The organism is Saccharothrix sp., from assembly GCF_031180885.1.
Classification (GTDB): Bacteria; Actinomycetota; Actinomycetes; order Mycobacteriales; family Pseudonocardiaceae; genus Actinosynnema.
On the sequence record NZ_JAPSLK010000003.1, the window covers coordinates 36,961 to 54,390 of the forward strand.

A 17,430-nucleotide genomic window follows, 5' to 3' on the forward strand; every position below is an offset into this window, starting at 1 on the left:
CCATCGTGCTGCGCTACCGGCAGACCTGAGGTGGACGGGGGCACCTCGCGAGGTGCCCCCGGTCAGCGCGACACGTGGTCGGCCAGGCCCGCGACGGTCGGGTGGTCGAACACGGCCACCAGGCGGACGTCCACGCCCAGCGCCCGGCGCATCCGGGTCACGATCCGGTTCGCGATGAGCGAGTGGCCGCCCAGGGCGAAGAAGTCGTCGTGGCGACCGACCGACTCGACCTCCAGCACCTCCCGCCAGATCTCCGCGATCGCCGCCTCCGTCTCGGACAGCGGCTCGCCCGACTCCGTCTCGCCGGTGCTGCTCCCACGGGGCGCGGCGACCAGTGCCGCGCGGTCCACCTTGCCGTTGGGCGTCAGGGGCAGGACGGGCAGCTCCACCCACACGTCCGGCACCATGTACTCCGGCAGGACCTCGCCCACCCGGTCCCGCACCCCGTCCAACGGCCCGGACAGCACCAGGAACGCCTCCAGCCGCCGGGTGTCGGCCCGGTCGCCGGTGGCCACGACGGCCGCGTCGCGCACGTCCGGGTCGTCCCGCAGCGCCGCCTCGACCTCGCCGGGTTCGACGCGGTAGCCCCGCTTCTTGACCTGACCGTCGATGCGGCCCAGGAACTCCAGCCCCTCGGGCGTCTCGCGGACCAGGTCCCCGGTCGCGTACAGCCGCGCGCCGGGCACCCACGGGTCGGGCACGAACCGCTGCGCGGTCAACGCCGGGTCACCGACGTAACCCCGCGCCACCCCGTCACCGCCCGCGAACAGCTGGCCGACCGTGGCCGGCTGGAGGTCGTCGTCGAGGACCCGCACGTAGGTCCGGTTCAACGGCGAACCGATGGGCACCGGCCCGTCCACCGGCCGGACGTCGTGGAACGTGGTGAACGTCGTGACCTCGGTCGGCCCGTACCCGTTGACCAGCCGACACCCCGGCAGCGCGGCGAGGAACCGCCGGGCGTGCGCCGAGGACAGCACGTCCCCGCCCACCACGACCTGCCGCAACCCGGCCAGCGCCTCGACACCCTCGTCCACGATCAGGTGGAACAACCCGGTCGGGAAGAACGCCGTCGTCACCCCCTCCGCCGCCACCAGCGCACCCACCTCCGCCACGGTCACCTTGCCCGCCGGCCCGACGACGAGCCGACCACCGTTGGCCAGCGCACCCCAGATGTCGAAGGTCGCGGCGTCGAAGGAGGGTGAGGAGATGTGCAGCATGGTTTCGGAGTCCAACGACACGCATCCGGGCTGGTCCACCAGCCGCACGATCCCGCGGTGCGTCACGGCAACCCCCTTGGGCTTGCCGGTCGACCCGGACGTGAACATGACATAAGCCAACTCATCCGGATGCACCGCCACATCCACCGGACCGGCCGGCTCGGGCAGCTCATCCACCAACACCACACCCTGCGACACCCGGCCCGCCAACGCCGCCACCGTCACCACCACCGGCCCGCCGGCGTCGGCACCCCGAGGACCACCGGAATTGTCGGTACCCCGTGGGACGATGGAACCGGGGGCCGGAGGCCGCGCCACCGCCGCCAACATGTACTCCAGCCGGGCCGCCGGGTACTCCGGGTCCAGCGGCACGTAGTGGCCGCCCGCCTTCAGCACCGCCAGCGCCGCCACCACGAACTCCGCCGACCGGTGCAGGAACACCCCCACCGGATCACCCGGCCGCACCCCGGACGCGATCAACCGAGCCGCGAGCCCGTTCGCACAGGCGTCCAACTCGCCATAAGTCAGCGATCGCCCCGACGAAACAACAGCAACCCGAGCAGGATGGGCGGTCGCGACGGCGGCGACCAAAGAATGCACGTTCATGGCTGGTCCTCAACGGAAACGATGTCGGTGGTCAGGAAGTCGAACCCGGTGCCGTGCAACAACTCGTCCGCGACACCCGCGAAGTCCGGGTCGGCAGCGTCGAGCTGCGCCCACAACCCGGCCAGGCGCACACGGGCAGACGAACACGCGATGTCGGCCAAAACAAAAGTTTCCTCGGAACTCGCCCGGGCCAGCACCACAGCGATTCCGAGCAGCTCACGAGCCAGCGCCCCCAGCGTGATCACGGTCCGCTGCCGGGCCATCAGCTCGGACCGCCCATAAGCCCTGGTCAGCCCCGCGCACACCGCACCGAACCGCTCCGCGGAGTCCACCAGGACCCGGAAGTGCTCACGACACCGCGGTGACAACGCAAGATCGTCCACAGTGGACTCGAAAGACCCAAGCGGAGCCCCGGAGTAGTAAGCCTCCAGCCCGGCCTCCGCCGACCAGTAGTCCAGCAGGAAGTCCACCCCACCGGCCACCCGCAGCCCCCGCGCGTCCCGCACGAACCGCTCCACCGGCAGCGCCGGAGCCCCGCGCCGCGCCTTGCTGCGCGCGGTCTCGATGCCCTCACCGCCCAGCAGCCCCACGGTCCGGTCGATCGCCCGCCAGCACGCCAGCGAGGTCAGGTTCTTGGCCGCGGTCAGGTCCGGCCCGGTGTCGGCGCGATCCTGCCCGAGCAGGCCCCACTCGACCATGCTCTCCACCAGGAACACGTCCGCCGCCGTCTCCGCGACCCGGCGCTGGATCTCCTCGTAGGACCCCAGCGGCCGGTCGTCCATGACCCGCCGGGTCACGAAGTTCCGCTGCCACCCCAGGCACAGCTTCGCGATGGCCAGCGACGGCGAGGCGATGATCAACGTCCGGGCCAGCGTGGCCAGCTGGGCGATCTCCGGCGCGTACCGGGCCTCGTCGGTCGACGCCGGCAGCAGGTTCTCCGCCGGCACCCGCACGTCGGTGAGCCGCAGCACCCCGATCGGCGCGCCCTTGAGCCCCAGGAACTCCTGCGTGGTCACGACCTCGAACCCGGGCGAGTCGGTCTCCACGAAGAAGTACCGGATCTGCCGGACCCCGTCGACCTCCACCGTGCACGCCACGTCGAGCAGCCGGGCCAGCGGACCGTTGCCGATGAACACCTTCTCGCCGTTGACCAGGTAGGCCCGACCGTCCTCGACGGGCACGGCGGTGGTGTGCCGGCGGTGGTTGGCCGCCCCGTTGGCCTCGGTGTCGGCGCTGCCGGACACGATGCCCGCACGGACGTGCCTTTCGATCAACGAGCGCAGCGGCCCGTCCTCGACGATCGGCAGGTACGACCCGGAGCCGAACCCGTTGCCGATGGCCAGCGACCACGCCACCGCGGGCGACCAACTCGCCACCGCCTGCACGACCCGCATCGCGTTGAACGGCGACAGCGCCAACCCGCCCAGCTCCGGCGACATCAGCAGCTTGTAGAAACCGCCGTCCTGCAACGCGTCCGTCAAACCAACCGGCAGCGAACCGGTGCGGTCGAGCAGTTCGGGGTCGACGTGGGCGCGCACGAGCGCGGTGGCCGCGGCGACGGCCTGGTCGCCGGTCGCCCGGTCGGTCGGGTCCTGGGTCGGGAAGGGGCGCAGGAGGTCCCACCGCACCCGACCCAGGAACAGTTCATCGAAGAAGCCCCGCAAGGTCGGCGGCGAGGCGACGGAGGACGTCATCGTGGTGCTCCCGGAAGTAGAAGTGGCCCCCTGCGAACAGGTGCAGCGCGAACGCGCCGGTGGTGTGCCGGTCCCAGCAGGCCAGGTCGGCCTCGCCGACGGTGTCGGCGGTCCCGCCCAGCGCGGTGATCGCGCAGTCCAGGGGAGTGGCGGGTCGGTACTGGTAGCCGGCGACGATCGACAGGTCCGCGCGCAGCGGCCCGAGGACCATGTCCTGCCACTCGGGGTCGTCGCGGACCTCGGCGGGCAGCGGCCCGAACTGCTCCTCGACGGCGGCGATCAGCCCGGCCTGGTCGAGCCGGTGGGCGGTGTCGTCCCGGACGTGCCGGTGCGGCGCCTCGTGCGCGGACACCAGCAGCCGCTCCGGGCCAGGCCGCCCGAGGTCGCGCAACGCCACCGCGACCTCGTAGGCGACCAGCGCGCCCAGGCTGTGCCCGAAGAACGCGCACGGCCCGGCGAAGTCCACCTCGGTCACGATCGCCCGGACCAGGTCGTCCATCCGCGTGTGCGACGGCTCGTCGAGGCGGGTGCCGCGGCCCGGTGTCTGCACGCCCCACACCTCGACGTCGGGCAGGTCGTCGGCCCACCGCAGGAACTCGCCCGCGGACCCGCCGCTGTGCGGGAAGCAGTACAGGCGCAGCCGCGCGTCGGGGCGCTTGCGGCGGCACAGCAGCCAGGGGTTCACCGCTTGTCCTCGATCAGCTTGGCGAGCCCGGCGACGGTCGGCGCGCGGAACAGGTCCCGCACCCCGAGTTCGACGCCCAGGTCCGCGCGGACCATCCCGACGACGCGGGTGGCGAGCATCGAGTCCCCGCCCAGCGCCACGAAGTTGTCGTCGGCGTCGACGTGGCGCAACCCGAGGATCGCGCCGAACGCCGCCGCCAGCACCCGCTCGGTCTCGCTGAGCACGGCCTGCGCCGCGTCCGCCTCGACCTCGGGTTCCTCCTCCGCGTCGAGCCGGAACAGCTTGCGCTCGAACGGGTAGGTGGGCAGCGCGGTCTTGTGCGGCCGCACGGGGTGCAGCGCGGCCCAGTCGACCTCGACACCCGCCTGCCACAGAGTCCCCAGCGCGTTGAGCAGCACGGCCGGGCCGGGCACGTCCTCGGCGGGGTGCGGCATGCTCGCCACCACGACCCGCTCGGGCGCGGACTGCCGGCGCGCGAGCCCCGAGAGCGTCCGCCCCGGACCGACCTCGACCAGGGCCAGGTCGGCGGGCAGGGTGGCCAGGGCGTCGGCGAACCGGACGGTCTCCCGGAAGTGCGCGCTCCAGAACGCCGGGTCGGTGGCCTCGTCGGCGGTGACGAACCGGCCGGTCCGGTCGGACACCCACGGGATCACGGGTGGGCGCAAAGTGACCCCGGCGACCCGCTTCTCGAAGCCCGCCAGCACCGGCTCCACCAGCGTGGAGTGCGCGGCGGTGCTGATGCGCAGCAGCCGCCCGTCCACGCCGTCGTGGGCCAGCCGGACCCGCAGGTCGTCCACGTCGGACAGCGGCCCGGCGACCACGCACTGCCGCGGCCCGTTGACCGCCGCCAGCGACAGCCCGCCCAGCAGCGGCGCCACCTCCGCCTCGGACAGCGGCACGGCGAGCATCGCGCCCGCGGGGATGGCGTCCATCAACCGGCCGCGCTCCAGCACCAGGCTCAGCGCGTCCGCCACGGACAGCACGCCCGCGATCGCCGCCGCCGCGTACGCGCCGAGGCTGTGCCCGACGACGGCGCTCGGCGTGATGCCCCATGACATCCACAGCTTGGCCAGCGCGTACTCCACGGCGAACACGGCCGGCTGGCCGACGCTCATGGTCGCCAGGAGATCGGCGTCCCCGCGCAGCACCACGTCCCGCAGGTCGATCCCGGGCAGCGCGAGGTCCGCGCACCGGTCGAACTCGGCGCGGAACACCGCCTCCCGCCGGTACAGCTCCCGGCCCATGCCGACGTGCTGCCCGCCCTGGCCGGGGAACAGGAACGCCACCCCGGGCGCGGTCCCGGGCACCGGCTTGCCGGCCAGCCGGGCGAGCTGCCCGGCGGCGTCGGCGGCGTCCTCCGCGACCACGAAACCCCGGTGGGAGAACACCTTCCGCCCGGTCTGCAACGTCCACGCCACCTCGGCCAGCGACTCACCGGCGGCCGGGCCGGGGTCGGCGGCCGGGCCGGAGGCGGCTGGGCGGTCGAGGTGGGCGGCGAGGCGAGCACCCGCCTTGGCGACCGCGTCGGCACTGCGCGCGGACACCGGCAGCAACTGGTGCCCGGCCTCCGGCGTGCGAGCCCGCGCCGGCGCTTCCTCCAGCACCACGTGCGCGTTGGTTCCGCCGATCCCGAGCGAGTTCACCCCCGCCCGCCGGGGCTCCTCACCCCGAGGCCAGGCCACCGGGTCCGCGCTCACCCGGAACGGCGTGGAGTCCAGCTCCAGCAACGGGTTGGGCGACCGGAAGTGCACCGTCCCGGGAACCAGCTCCTTGTCCAGCGCCAGCACCGCCTTGATGAACCCGATCACGCCGGCCGCCGCGTCCGTGTGCCCGATGTTGGTCTTCACCGACCCCAGCAGGCAGAACCCGGTCTCGTCCACCGCGAACGCCTTGGCCAGCGCCCGCACCTCGATCGGGTCCCCGACCGGCGTGCCGGTGCCGTGCGCCTCGACGTACCCGATGCTCCGCGGGTCGACGTCGGCCAGTTCGAGCGCGGCCCGCACTGCGGCGGCCTGCCCGTCCACGCTCGGCGCGGTGAAGCCGACCTTGCCCGCGCCGTCGTTGTTCACCGCCGACGCGAGGATCACGGCGTGGATGCGGTCACCGTCCGCGAGCGCGTCATCGAGACGTTTCAACGCGACCACGCCCGCGCCGTCCGACGCCACCGTGCCCTGCGCCGAGGCGTCGAACGCCCGGCAGTGCCCGTCCGGCGCGATGATCCCGGACTCCGGCTCCTCCACCGGGAACGGCACGTGCAGCGTGATGCCACCGGCCAGCGCCAGGACGCACTCGCCCGCCAGCAGCGCCTGCGCGGCGGTGTGGATGGCGACCAGGGACGTGGAGCACGCGGTCTGCACGGTCACCGCCGGCCCGGTCAGGCCGAACTTGTAGGACACCCGGCTGGTCAGGAAGTCGACGCCGCCGGCCATCCGGAACTGCAACTCGGAGGTGTTGGGGAACCGGTGCCGGTGCTGCCGCAGCACTTCGGAGTACCCGGTGTCGCCGCTGCCGCCGTACACGCCGATCGCGCCGTCGAACCGCGACGGGTCGCACCCGGCGTGCTCCAGCGCCTCCCAGGCGACTTCGAGGAACACGCGGTGCTGCGGGTCCAGCAGCAGGGCTTCGCTGGGCGCGTAGCCGAAGAACCCGGCGTCGAACCGGTCACCGCCCTCGGGCGTGCGGTCGCTCGACTCGACACCGCCGGACAGGTTGTCCCAGAACCCGGCGAGGTCGGGCGCGCCGGGGAACCGGCCCGCCATGCCGACCACGGCCAGGTGGGGGCTCTCCTCGTTCATGCGGGCACCTCCTGGAGTTGGTTGTTCTTGAGGGAACGCACCGGCGACAGCAGCGGCGGCAGGACGGACAGGGCGCACACGCCCGCCGCCAACCAGAGCACGGTGCGGATGCCGAGGGGCGCGACCAGCAGACCGCCGACGACCGCGCCGAGCGGGAGCGTGCCCCACTCGATGAACCGCAGGGTCGCGTTCATCCGGCCCAGGAGCCGTTCCGGCGTGGCGAGCTGGCGCATGGTCACCGAGACGACGTTGTAGACGACGACCCCGAGGTAGACCACGAACAGGCCCAGCCCGAACGTCCACGCGTCCGTCGCCAGCGGCAGCACCGCAGCGCCGACCGTGAACAGGACGATCGACCCGATCAGCAGCGGCCCGGCGGGGACGCGTTCGCTGAGCTTCCCGCTGAGCACCGCCCCGACCAGCCCGCCGGCGTTGCCCACGGCCAGCACGATGCCGATCGCGGTGGCGCCCAGGTGCAGGTCGTCGGCCGCGAACACCACCTGGAGCGCCAGGACGGCGGCGAAGGCGAAGTTGGCGGCGGCGTCGGCCAGCGCCAGGGGCCGCAGCACGGGGTGCCCGATCACGAACCGGACGCCTTCCGCGATCTCCTTGCCCAGGCCCTGCCGCTCGGCCGGCGGGGTCGCGGTGTCGCGGCCCTTGACGAACAGCAGCAGCACGAACGACCCGAGGTAGCTCAGCGCGTCCACCAGGATCGCCACCGGCGCGGTGACCAGGGCGACCAGCGCGCCACCGGCGCTGGGCCCGGCGAGCTGCGCGAAGGACCGCGAGCCCTCCAGCTTGGCGTTGCCGTCGGCGAGCTGGTCCTCCGGCAGCAGCAGCGGCAGGTAGGACATCTGGGCCACGTCGAAGAACAGCGTGCCCAGGCCGACCACGAACGCCACCACGAACAGCAGCGGCAACGTCAACATGTCGAGCAGGTAGGCGACCGGCACGACGCCCAGGGCGATCGCGCGGGCCGCGTCGGAGATCAGCAGCACCGGCCGCTTCTTCATGCGTTCGACCCAGGCCCCGGCGGGCAGGCCGAACAGCAGGATGGGCGCGTACTCGGCCGCGGCCAGCAGGCTGACCTGCGCGGCGGACGCGTCGAGCAGCAGCAGCGCGGCCAGCGGGAGCGCCAGCAGCGTGATCTGCGTGCCCAGCAGGCTCAGGGTCTGCGCGAAGAACAGGTTGCGGAACCCGAGCAGGCGCATCACGGTCACCGGAACTCCCGCAGGCCCTTGGGGCGCATGTCGGTCCACACGGTCCGGATGTGCTCCAGGCACGCGGACTTCGTGCCCGACACGCCCTGGGCGGTCCAGCCGGGCGGCAGGGCCCGGTCGGCGGGCCACAGCGAGTACTGCTCTTCGTCGTTGCGCACGACCGTGTACTGGCGGTCGTCGTCGTCCTCGAACATGGTCGGTTTCCTTCAGCGTCGGCGCGGCCGGCGCGTGCGGGGCCGGGTACGCAGGGTGGTGTCCTCGCCGCCGGACAGGTGCCGCGCCAGCGAGGCGATCGTCGGGTACTCGTAGAGGGCCACCATCGGCAGCGCGCGGCCCAGCAGGTCGCGCAGGCGGCGGTGGACCCGGGCGAGCGTGAGCGAGGTGCCGCCCAGCTCGAAGAAGTTGTCGTGCACGCCGACCCGGTCCAGTTCCAGCGCGTCCTGCCACACGTCGGCCAGGTCGCGCTCCAGGTCCGTGCTCGCGGCTGCGCTCGTCGGCGCGGTGAACGTCGGCGCGGGCAGGGCCTTCTCGTCGACCTTGCCGTTGGCGTTCAACGGGATCGCGGCCATCGGGACGAACGCCCCGGGCACCAGGTGGACCGGGAGGCGGGCGTTGAGGTGCTCGCGCAGGTCTTCGGGCACGCTGGGCACCACGTACGCGACCAGCCGCTCGTCGCGGGCGACCACGACGGCGTCGGACACACCGGGGTGCGCCGACAGCGCCGCCTCGACGTGGCCGGGCTCGATGCGGTAGCCGCGCACCTTGAGCTGCTTGTCCAGCCGCCCCAGCACTTCCAGTTGCCCGTCCGCGCGCCACCGGGCGCGGTCGCCGCTGCGGTGCAGGCGCGCGCCGGGCACGAACGGGTGCGGGACGAACCGGTCCGCGGTCAGGTCCGGCCGGCCCAGGTACCCGCGCGCCAGGCACTCGCCGCCCAGGTAGAGCTGGCCCGGGACGCCCACCGGGACCGGTTCGAGGTTCGCGTCCAGCACGTAGGCGGTGACGCCGTCGAGCGGCCGGCCGATGGTGACGGTGCGGTCGGTCAGCGGGGTGGCGGTGGCGTTGACGGTGGTCTCGGTGAGGCCGTAGCAGTTGACCAGCGGGACGCCGACCTCGTCCTGCCAGCGGCGCAGGGTGTCCGGGTCGACCGGTTCCGCGCCGATGGAGACGATCCGGAGCGTGGGCGCGGGGTTGCGGCCGTCGGCCCAGGCCCGGTGCGCCCACTGCCGCCAGTTGCTGGAGGTGAGGATCGTGAAGGTGATCCCGTTGTCCCGCATGAGGTCGGTGAGGTTCTCCGGACCGGGCGCGGGGTCGGGCGCGAGGACCACGCAGCCGCCGGCCGTCCACGTCGGGTACAGCTCTTCGGCGGTGATGTCGAAGCCCGCGTTGGCGAACTGGAGGACGCGCTCGTCGGCGGTGTGGCCGTAGTAGTCGACCATCGTCAGCGCCATGTTGGCCAGCGCGCGGTGCGTGACGGCGACGCCTTTGGGTTCGCCGGTGGAGCCGGAGGTGTAGAGCACGTAGGCGAGGTTGTCCGGATGCGGAACCGTCTTGCCCGGCTGGAAGTACGCGCCTCGGCAGTGCTCGATCGTCATACCCGCGCGAGACAATGACCCGCAGGGGCTCTCGACCTCGATTGTCGTACCCGCGGGGGAGAACGACCCCCGGGGGCTCTCAGCCTCGAATGTCGTACCCCCGTGGGACAATGGAGACGGGGGCCGGAGGCCGGCGGGCGTCAGCACAACCACGTCAGCAGGCAGGCGGTGGGCCAGGTCGGGGGAAGTGACCACTGTGGACACTCCGGCGGCGGCCAGCACGCGCTCCAGGTAGGCCGGCGGGTGAGTCGGGCTCAGCGGCAAGTACGCCGAGCCGGACTTCAGCACCGCCAGCAACGTCGTGATCAGGTCGATCCCGCGCGGCATCAGCACGCCTACCACCTCGTCCGGCCGCACACCCCGCGCCACCAACGCGCCGGCCAGCCGGTCGGAGCGGGCGTCCAAGTCGGCGTAGGTCAGGACCTCGCCCTCGCCCTCCAGCGCCGGCCGGTCCGGGTAGCGGTACGCCGAGCGCCGGAACAGCTCGTGCACCGGCAGGCACGACCGCGCGGGCGCGGTCTCGTGCCACTCGCCCAACACCAGGTCCAGCTCGGCGCGGGAGAGCAGCGGGAGCCGCCGCACCGGGGTGTCGGGAGCGGCGACGCCCGCGGTGAGCAGTCGGGTGAACTGCTCGCCGAGCCGGCGCGCGGTGGGGGCGTCGAACAGCTCGGTGCTGTGGGTGAGCACGCCGATCAAGCCGTCCGGCGTGCCCTGCACGGTCAGGTCCAGGTCGAACTTGGCCGTGGACGGCATCGGCGTGCGCAGCTCGGCGGTCAGGCCGCGGAAGCGGGGCTGGGCCAACGGAGCCGGGTCGGCGCTGAAGATCGTCTGGACCAGCGGGGTGTGGCTGGGCGAGCGGTCCGGGCGCACCAGGTCCACCAGGCGGTCGAACGGCACGCCCTGGTGGGTCACCGCGTCCAGCACCGACGCCCGGACCCGGCCCAGCAGCTCGCCGAACGTCGGGTCGCCGGACAGGTCCACCCGCACCGGCACGGTGTCCACGAACAGCCCGATCAGCCGGTCCGACTCGGGCAGCGACCGGTCCGCGACCGGCGTCCCGATCAGCACCTCCGACACACCCGTCAACCGGCCCAGCAGCGCCGCGTACGCGGTCATGAGCAGCATGAACGGGCTGGCGCGGTGCCGTGCGGCGGCGGCCGTGACGTCCGGGACCTCGAACACGTGGGTCGCGCCGGCCGTCCCGCGCACGGCGGGCCGCGGGCGGTCGGACGGCAGGGTGAGCACGTCCGGCGCGCCCGCCAGGTAGGTCCGCCACCACTCCAGCAGCTCCGGGTCCTCGTCGCGCTCCTCGACAAGCGCCGGCACCGGAGGCGGCTCGACGCCCGCGTACAGGTCCGCCAGCTCGTCGAACAGCACGTGCAGGGACTGCCCGTCGGAGACGATGTGGTGCGTCGACACGCCCAGCAGGTGGTCCTCGGGCCCGATCCGCGCCACGGTCGCCCGGAACAGCGGCCCGCCGGCCAGGTCGAACGGGCGCTCCGCCCACTCGTCCACGTACCGGCAAGCAGCCGAGTAGTCGTCCAGGTCGACCACGGGCAGCGGCACGTCCACCGCGTCGGCGACCTCGCGGCGGGGCTCGCCGTCGTGCGCGGGGAACGTCGTGCGCAGGGCCTCGTGCCGGGCGACGACCCGGGTGACGGCGTGCCGCAGGGCGGGCAGGTCCAGGGGCCCGGTCAGGCGGACCGAGCAGAAGACGTTGTAGAGGGGGCTGCCGGGGTGGAGTTCGTCCACCAGCCACAGCCCGCGCTGGGCGGCCGACAGCGGCGTCGTGGTCCGGGGTTGCGCGCTCACTCGATGAGTCCTTCCGCGATGACTGCGGCCAAGACTGCGGCGCTGCGCCCGAACGGGTAATCCGGGCGGACCCGGAGCACCGGACTTGCCCCAAAGCCGAAGGTGTGCTATCGCGCGAGGGGGTGCGTGGGTAGTTCTGCCCATACCGGTATTCGCGCGGTGGCGCGATGGTTGACCGACTGAAATCGCCGATGGCTGTCCATCGGCCTATCGGGTGACTTCGTGGGGGGAGACCAGTGAGTGCAGTAACCGTGCAGGGGCCGGTCGAACGGGGCCGCAGCCCGCGGTGGGTCGAGGTGCCCGGTGGCGGCACCCGGACGTTCGGCACCTGTGCGTGCGGGGCGTGCCCGTGGGACTTGCCGATCGACGGCGAGCCGGATTTCCGGGGTGCCGTGGCTGCCGAGGGCGGCGTCTGGTGGATCACGAACCTGTCCGACCACGAGCCGCTGTTCGTGGCCGACGTCGACCACCCGGGCGAGGCGACCGCCGTGCGGCCCGGTGGGCGGGTGCCGTTCGGGTTCGACATGGCGATCGTGACGCCCGCCCGCCGCCCCGGCCGGGTGTCGGTGACGGTGTTCGCCGCGGTGAGCGAGGTGACGCCGCCGGTGGTGCGGCGGTGCCCGGCGATCCGGCCGGAGGTCCCGCAGCTGGACCCGGAGGCCCGCTACTTCGCCGTGCTGGCCGCGCTGTGCGAGCGGCGCGGGCCGGTCGCGCCCACGTCGGCCGACATCGCGGCCCGGCTGCGGATGAGCGCGCGGGCGGTCGACGCCCACATCGACTACCTGGTGCGCAAGCTGGAGATCCCGGAGCCGGCGATCCGCCGCACCGGCTGGAAGCGGATGGCGCTGATCGAGCACGTCCGCACGCACGGCCTGGCGGGCGTCGGGCAGTTGGCGAGGACGGCGTGATCCACGAACTCTTCCGGGCCCGGGCCGCGCGCCGGCCCGACGCCACGGCATTGATCCACGGCTCTGGCCGGGTCACGTACGCGGAGTTGGACCGCATGTCCGACGCGATCGCGCTGGAACTGGGCGCGGCGGGGGTCGGCAAGGGCAACGTCGTTCCGGTGGTGCTGCCGGTGTCGCCCCGCCTGGTCGCGACGCTGCTGGCGGTGCTGAAGTGCGGTGCCGCGTACGCCGCTCTGGACCCGGCGTGGCCCGAGGAGCGGTTCCGGCGCATCGACGACCTGCTGCCCGGTCAGGTGTGGGTCGGTGTGGAGTGCGAGGCCCTCAACCCACCGCCGTTGGTGGACGAGACCGCCGCGATGGTGTTCTTCACGTCGGGGAGCACGGGCGAGCCCAAGGCGGTGGTGTCGCCGCACGAGGCCACCATCCGGTTGTTCCAGGACTGCACGTTCGCGACCTTCGACGAGACCACCGTGATGCCGCAGGTGTCCGCTGTCGCGTGGGACGCGTTCGCGTTGGAACTGTGGGGGGTGCTGCTGACCGGCGGCACGTGCGTCCTGGTCGAGGACCGGCCGTTGATGCCCGCGGCGCTGCGGGACATGGTCGCGCGGCACGGCGTGAACACGTTGTTCCTGACCACATCACTGTTCCAACTGGTGGTGGAGGAGGAAGTGGACGCCTTCGCCGGGCTGGCGACCGTGATCACCGGCGGCGAGAAGCTGTCGGCGTGGCACGCGGGGCGGTTCCGGGCGGCGCGGCCCGAGGTGCGGCTGGTCAACGGGTACGGGCCGGTGGAGAGCGCGGTGTTCGTGCTGACCCACGACGTGGCGGACATCGCCGGTGACGTCCCGCTCGGTCGGCCGGTGACCCGGACGTCCGTGCACGTGGTGGACGGTGGTCGGGAGTGCGCGCCCGGCGAGGTGGGGGAGTTGGTCGTCGCCGGCGATGGGCTGGCCTTGGAGTACCTGGGCGATCCGGCGCTGACGGCGGAGAAGTTCACCTGGCTGACGCTGGGCGGGGCGCCGGTGCGCGTGTACCGCACGGGGGACCGGGGGAGCGTGGACGCTGCGGGCGTCTTCCACTTCCACGGTCGCCAGGACCGGCAGGTGAAGGTGCGCGGGCACCGGATCGAGCCGGCCGGGGTGGAGCACGTGGCCGGCGGGGTCGCCGGGGTGCGGCGGTGCGTGGTGGTGCCGGTGCGCGACGAGGCGGGCGCCTGCCGGGCGTTGGCGTTGTTCTACGCCGGGGACGCGGCGGTGGACGACGTGGTGGCGCGGTTGCGGGCCGACCTGCCCGCCTACTCGGTGCCGGACCACGTGCTTCAGGTGCCCGTGTTTCCGTTGTCTCCCAACGGGAAGGTGGACACGGCCGGGTTGCTGGCGTTGCTGCCGCGGTCATCCGCGGTCCCGATTCCGAGCGGTGGTTCCGCCGAGGACGTGGTGGCGGGGGAGTTCGCCGCGTTGCTGGGGGTCGTCGAGCGGGACCGGTCGTTCTTCGAGCTGGGCGGGACGTCGCTGGAGGCGGTGCGGCTGTGCACCCGGCTGGGCGCGCGGTTCGGCCGGTCGGTGCCGGTGTCGCGGCTGCGGTCGACGCCGACGGTGGCGGGCCTGGCGGAGTGGCTGTCGGCGCCGGTCGAGGCCGGCCGGGATCACGGTCCTCGGCTGACGCCGATGCAGCACTCCTTCCTGGTCCGCCACCAGGTCGCGGACGGGGCGGACCCGCACAACCACTGCCCGATCGCGTGGACGGTGACCGGCGACCTCGACGTGTCGGCGCTCGCCGCGGCGGTCCGGGACGTCCACGAGCGACACGGCTACCTGAACGCCCGCTTCACCGACGAGGACGAGCCGCTGGCCGTTCCCGGTGGTGCGCACGTCGAGCTGGAACGCATGACCGGCGACCGCACGACCCTGGACGCCCGCCTGGCCGCGCCGCTGGACCTGGAGGCGGGGGTGCCGTGGCGGGCGGTGCTGGTGTGGACGGGGGAGGCGTGGCTGTTCGGCGTGACGGTGCACCACATCGCGTTCGACGGCTGGTCGCGGCACCGGCTCGCGGAGGACCTGTCGGTGGCGTACGCGGCGCGGGTGCGCGGTGTCGAGCCGGACTTCGGGGTGGCCGTGCCGACGCCGGCGGAGACGTCCTCGGCGGTGGCGGGGTTGTCCCGGGCGGCTGACCTGGCGGCGCAGCGGGCGTTCTGGGTCGAGGAGCTGGCCGGGATGCCGGACCTGGTGTTGCGACCGGGCGCCGGCGGTCCTGTCTACGCGGTAGAGCACGATGTGGACCTCGCGGCGGTCGACCGGATGGCGCGCGAGCGGGGGACGGGTCGGCTGGGGGTCCTGGTGGACGTCGTGGCACGGGCGGTCGCCGAGTGCACCGGGCAGGCGGAGTTCGGGATCGGGGTCCCGGTGACGCAGCGGTCGACGGAGGAATTGGAACTGCCGGTGGGGTGCTTGATCGACACGGTGTGCGTGCGGGTGGGGCCGGGGCGGTCGACGGCGGCGTCGGTGGCGGCGGCGCTGGCGCACGGGGACCTGCCGTTCGCCGAGGTCGCGCGGCTGCACGGGCCGGTGCGGACGGGGCGGCACCCGCGGTACCAGGTGATCGCGGCGGTGCAGGACTCGCCGGAGCCGGTGCTGGTGCTGCCCGGGTGCGTTGTCGAGTGGCACGACGAGCCGACGGTGCCGTTGGCGGAGTTGCAGGTGGAGCTGGTCGCGGCGGCCGGGGGGCGGGCGCGGCTGCGGGTGAGCCGGGACGTGGAGCGGGTGGGCATGGAGACGGTGTCCGCCGTGTCGGCGGCCGTGCTGGAGGCGTTCACCGGCTGATCAATATTCTCTATTGCTTCAGTGTGGATTGGAATTGATGATCAGGCCCCGCCCGGTGAGCCGGCGGGGCGGCGATCGGCTCTGCCGATCGTGCGACGGACACCCGGCGAAACCGCCTTCGTGCGGGCTGCGCGCCGGTTGGTCACGCGGCGCGTTCGGCGTCTCCGCAACAACGCGGAAATCCGCCACGTGAGCATCGCTCGACCTAATGAACCGCTGCACGTGCGAGCACGCCACGCCCACGGAGGCGATCGCCCTCCGTGGCCGGCCGGATGAACATGCATGGTCGCCCGCAACCTGCGCGGGTGGTGTTGCGTTCTGTCACCCCATCTTGCTGAGCGTCACTGTTAGCTTGCGGACAGCGAGGAATGTCCGATTAGGACACCGTTCAGCGATGGAGGTTCCCCGATGAAACGCTTCGCCACAGCGCTGCTCGGCGCACTGTCCGCCACCGCGCTCACCATCCCGCTCAGCCCCGCCGCGCACGCCGCCGTGGGCGAGGTCGTCGTCTACATCGCCGAGGTCACCGAACTGGTGGTCTTCGAGAACCCGCGCGGCTGCTACGAGATCCCCGCGGGCGCCCACGTGATGACCAACCGCACCAACAAGAACGTCGAAGTCTTCGGCGTGCCCGACTGCGGTGGGCCGTTCCCGACCCCGCCGATCTGGGTCCTGCAGGAGAACTACGGGGGCCACGTCCCGCCCGCGGCGGGCAGTTTCAAGGTGCCGTGAGCCGGCTGGGTGGTGACAACACATCCCGACGTCGTGGAAAGGGCGCACGTGTCAGTGGACCTGGTCGTCGTGGGAGTCGGGTACGTCGGGCTCCCGCTGGCCGCCACCGCCGGCGCAGCCGGCCTGTCGGTCGTCGGCTACGACACCTCGCAGGCCGTGGTGGACACCCTCCAGGCCGGCCGTTCACACGTGCTCGACGTGTCCGACGAACAACTGAAAGCCATGCGTGCCAAGGGGTTCGCGGTGACCACCGATCCGTCGGTGGTCACGCGGGCCGACACCGTCGTGATCTGCGTCCCCACCGGGCTGAACCCGGAGGGCGAACCGGACCTGTCCGCCGTCCGCGCCGCCGCCACCACCGTGTCCGACCACCTGCGCCCCGGCACGCTGGTGGTGCTGGAGTCGACCAGCTTCCCCGGCACCACCGACGAGGTCGTGCGGCCGCTGCTGGAGCGCCACGGCCTGGTCGCGGGCGAGGACTTCCCGCTGGGCTACTCGCCCGAGCGCATCGACCCGGGCAACCGGCGCCACGGCGTGCGCACCACGCCGAAGGTGGTCAGCGGGCACACCCCGTTGTGCGCCAAGCACTGCGCCGCGTTCTACGGGCGGTTCGTGGACACCGTCGTGGTCGCCAAGGGCACCCGCGAGGCCGAGATGGCCAAGCTGCTGGAGAACACCTACCGGTACGTCAACATCGCGCTGGTCAACGAGATCGCGGTGTTCTGCGACCGGCTGGGCGTGGACGTGTGGGACGTGCTGCGCTGCGCGGCCACCAAACCGTTCGGGTTCGCCCCGTTCACGCCCGGACCCGGCGTCGGCGGGCACTGCATCCCGGTCGACCCCCGCTACCTGCTGGACAAGGCCCGCCGCGAGAGGGTGCGGCTGGGCGTGGTGGAGGCGGCCCGGCAGGTCGACACCGGGATGCCCGGCTACGTCGCCCAGCGGGTCGTGCGGCTGCTCGCCGAGGAGGGCAAACCCGTTGCGGGGGCACGGGTGTTGCTGCTCGGCGTGGCCTACAAGGCCGACGTGCCCGACACCCGGGAGTCGGCGGCGGTCCGCGTCGCGGCCGAGTTGACCGCGCTCGGCGCCCGGATCTCCTACCACGACCCGGTTTCCGGTCCCGTGCCCCGGCTCGGGCCGCCGGTGACCGACCTGGACTCCGCTCTGCGCGGCAGCGACGCGACCGTCCTGCTCGTCCCGCACAGCGGCTACGACCTGAGCCGGCTGGCCAGGAACGCACGGCTCCTCCTCGACGTCACGGGACGCGTTCCGGGAGGGGAGGTCCAGCACCTGTAGTGCCCGCCGCGCCGCGGGGTGACGTCCCCGCACGCGGCTTCGCCAGAGCCAACT

Annotated in this window: 11 protein-coding genes; 4 read left to right on the plus strand and 7 right to left on the minus strand. The window is 73.0% G+C overall.

Annotated features, from left to right (window positions below):
- Positions 1-62: 62 nt before the first annotated feature.
- From RIN75_RS06450 to RIN75_RS06480, 7 genes are read right to left on the minus strand one after another with little or no spacing between them, the layout of a single operon-like run.
- Positions 63-1,823 (minus strand): non-ribosomal peptide synthetase, encoded by a 1,761-nt coding sequence (locus tag RIN75_RS06450; protein WP_309110857.1) that lies wholly within the window; start codon positions 1,821-1,823, stop codon positions 63-65.
- Positions 1,820-3,517: an acyl-CoA dehydrogenase family protein gene (locus RIN75_RS06455; RefSeq protein WP_309110858.1), complete on the minus strand. Its 1,698-nt coding sequence runs from the start codon at positions 3,515-3,517 to the stop codon at positions 1,820-1,822. The genes RIN75_RS06450 and RIN75_RS06455 overlap by 4 nt, the downstream gene beginning before the upstream one ends.
- On the minus strand, positions 3,468-4,202 hold the full coding sequence (locus tag RIN75_RS06460; protein ID WP_309110859.1) for an alpha/beta fold hydrolase: 735 nt from the start codon (positions 4,200-4,202) through the stop codon (positions 3,468-3,470). The genes RIN75_RS06455 and RIN75_RS06460 overlap by 50 nt, the downstream gene beginning before the upstream one ends.
- The gene (locus tag RIN75_RS06465; protein ID WP_309110860.1) at positions 4,199-6,997 is read right to left on the minus strand and encodes a type I polyketide synthase; all 2,799 of its coding nucleotides are present in this window, start codon (positions 6,995-6,997) and stop codon (positions 4,199-4,201) included. The genes RIN75_RS06460 and RIN75_RS06465 overlap by 4 nt, the downstream gene beginning before the upstream one ends.
- Complete coding sequence (locus RIN75_RS06470; protein ID WP_309111197.1) at positions 6,994-8,208, minus strand: MFS transporter; 1,215 nt, start codon at positions 8,206-8,208, stop codon at positions 6,994-6,996. Before RIN75_RS06470 ends, RIN75_RS06465 begins: the two co-directional genes overlap by 4 nt.
- A gap of 5 nt (positions 8,209-8,213) precedes the next feature.
- Complete coding sequence (locus tag RIN75_RS06475; protein WP_309110861.1) at positions 8,214-8,411, minus strand: MbtH family protein; 198 nt, start codon at positions 8,409-8,411, stop codon at positions 8,214-8,216.
- Between the two features lie 12 nt (positions 8,412-8,423).
- Positions 8,424-11,621: an amino acid adenylation domain-containing protein gene (locus RIN75_RS06480; protein WP_309110862.1), complete on the minus strand. Its 3,198-nt coding sequence runs from the start codon at positions 11,619-11,621 to the stop codon at positions 8,424-8,426.
- A 236-nt stretch (positions 11,622-11,857) separates the two neighbouring features.
- Between RIN75_RS06480 and RIN75_RS06485 the strand changes: the two genes are divergently transcribed.
- The 4 genes from RIN75_RS06485 (at position 11,858) to RIN75_RS06500 (ending at position 17,376) form a co-directional block, all read left to right on the plus strand.
- Complete coding sequence (locus tag RIN75_RS06485) at positions 11,858-12,529, plus strand: hypothetical protein (protein WP_309110863.1); 672 nt, start codon at positions 11,858-11,860, stop codon at positions 12,527-12,529.
- Positions 12,526-15,348 (plus strand): AMP-binding protein, encoded by a 2,823-nt coding sequence (locus tag RIN75_RS06490; RefSeq protein WP_309110864.1) that lies wholly within the window; start codon positions 12,526-12,528, stop codon positions 15,346-15,348. The genes RIN75_RS06485 and RIN75_RS06490 overlap by 4 nt, the downstream gene beginning before the upstream one ends.
- A gap of 408 nt (positions 15,349-15,756) precedes the next feature.
- Positions 15,757-16,080 carry a hypothetical protein gene (locus tag RIN75_RS06495; protein WP_309110865.1) on the plus strand — a complete coding sequence of 108 codons (324 nt, stop codon included), beginning with the start codon at positions 15,757-15,759 and terminating at the stop codon, positions 16,078-16,080.
- A 48-nt stretch (positions 16,081-16,128) separates the two neighbouring features.
- Entirely contained in the window at positions 16,129-17,376 is a 1,248-nt protein-coding gene (locus RIN75_RS06500) for a nucleotide sugar dehydrogenase (RefSeq protein WP_309110866.1), read from the plus strand.
- Positions 17,377-17,430: the final 54 nt, after the last annotated feature.